The organism is Pseudoalteromonas luteoviolacea DSM 6061 (assembly GCF_001625655.1).
Taxonomy (GTDB): Bacteria; Pseudomonadota; Gammaproteobacteria; order Enterobacterales; family Alteromonadaceae; genus Pseudoalteromonas; species Pseudoalteromonas luteoviolacea.
In genome coordinates, this window is sequence record NZ_AUYB01000050.1 from 1 (window position 1) to 1,423 (window position 1,423).

The window sequence follows — 1,423 nt, forward strand, 5'->3', positions numbered from 1 at the left end:
CAACAACATCTTACCAATTTAACCTTGCAAGGCAAGCGCCCTGCTACCATCGATGCGTATTCTCGTGCCGTGCGCCGCATTGCTGCTTTCTTCGATTGCTGCCCTGATAACTTAACCACTCAAGACCTCAAGGTTTATTTTGCACAGCTCATTGCCTCCCACTCTTGGAGTACCGTCAAGCTCGACCGCAATGGTTTGCAGTTTTTCTATCGCCATGTGCTTAATAAAGAGTGGCAGTGGCTTGATATTGTAAAGCCACCTCAATCTAAAACACTCCCTGATATTCTCACTGTGCCTGAAGTCGCCGCTGTGATTAATCATACTCGACAACTGCGTTATCAGGTCTTTTTCCTGACGCTTTATAGTATGGGATTAAGGTTAGGGGAAGGTGTCTCTTTACAAGTCTGCGACATCGACTCGGCGCGTATGCAAGTGCATATTCGTCATGCTAAAGGCGGTAAAGACCGATTTGTACCTTTGCCTAGTCGCACTTTAACTGCGCTGCGCTTTTATTGGCAGACGCATCATCATCCCACTTTGTTATTTCCCGGCAAAGACCCCAAGCCCGGCTCCGTGATGGACAGGGGCGGTGTGCAAAAAGCCCTTAAACGCGTGCTATATGATTGCAACATTGCTAAGTCCATTAGCCCACATAATTTACGTCATAGTTTTGCAACGCATTTACTCGAGCAAGGCGTCGATTTACGCTCTGTACAAGCTTTACTCGGGCACAACAGTCTCAATACCACCGCCCGTTATACCCGTTTAACCCATATTGCTCGCCTTAATACCCATGATGCCATCAATCAACTGGCCAATGGATTATGTTTATCTTGGGAGTGTGAGTCATGACATTCAGTGATATTTTGCGCACTCACTTTGATGCGTTTGTTGCCCAGTATTCTACGCAGCTTACCCCAGCCATGCATCAGGCCATCGCTGCGATGTTACGCTGTCGAACTGAAACAGCCCAGCGTAGTCATTGGCAGTGTAATGAGTGTGTTACTCAGTTAGACTGCCCGCTATCGTGTGGACATCGTAATTGCCCGCAGTGTTTGCATAACACCACGGCTGATTGGTTGGCTAAGCAACAAAATAAGCTATTGCCCGTACATTACTATATGGTGACGTTTACTGTGCCTTATGAACTGCGTGGTATCGCGCAGCACCACCCAAATACGCTTTATCGTGCCATGTTTGCTGTGGCGGCCGATGTACTTAAATCATTTGCTTGTCGAGCTAAGCAGTTACAAGGGGAGATTGGTTTTACAGGCGTGCTGCATACTCACAATCGACGACGAGACTTACATCCGCATATTCATTTTATTGTGCCTGCGGGGGCGTTTAACAAAGCCACAAAACAGTGGCGTAAAAGTCGCACTCGGTATTTGTTCAACGCCTTTAATCTGGCCACGGTGTGGCG

Annotated in this window: 2 protein-coding genes; both read left to right on the forward strand. The window is 47.6% G+C overall.

The features are described 5' to 3' along the window. On the forward strand, nucleotides 1-852 hold an 852-nt coding region (locus N475_RS02625; RefSeq protein ID WP_063364641.1), incomplete at its 5' end, for a tyrosine-type recombinase/integrase. Further along, nucleotides 849-1,423: IS91 family transposase (locus N475_RS02630; protein WP_162269579.1), on the forward strand; the 575-nt coding region annotated here is incomplete at its 3' end. The genes N475_RS02625 and N475_RS02630, both read left to right, overlap by 4 nt.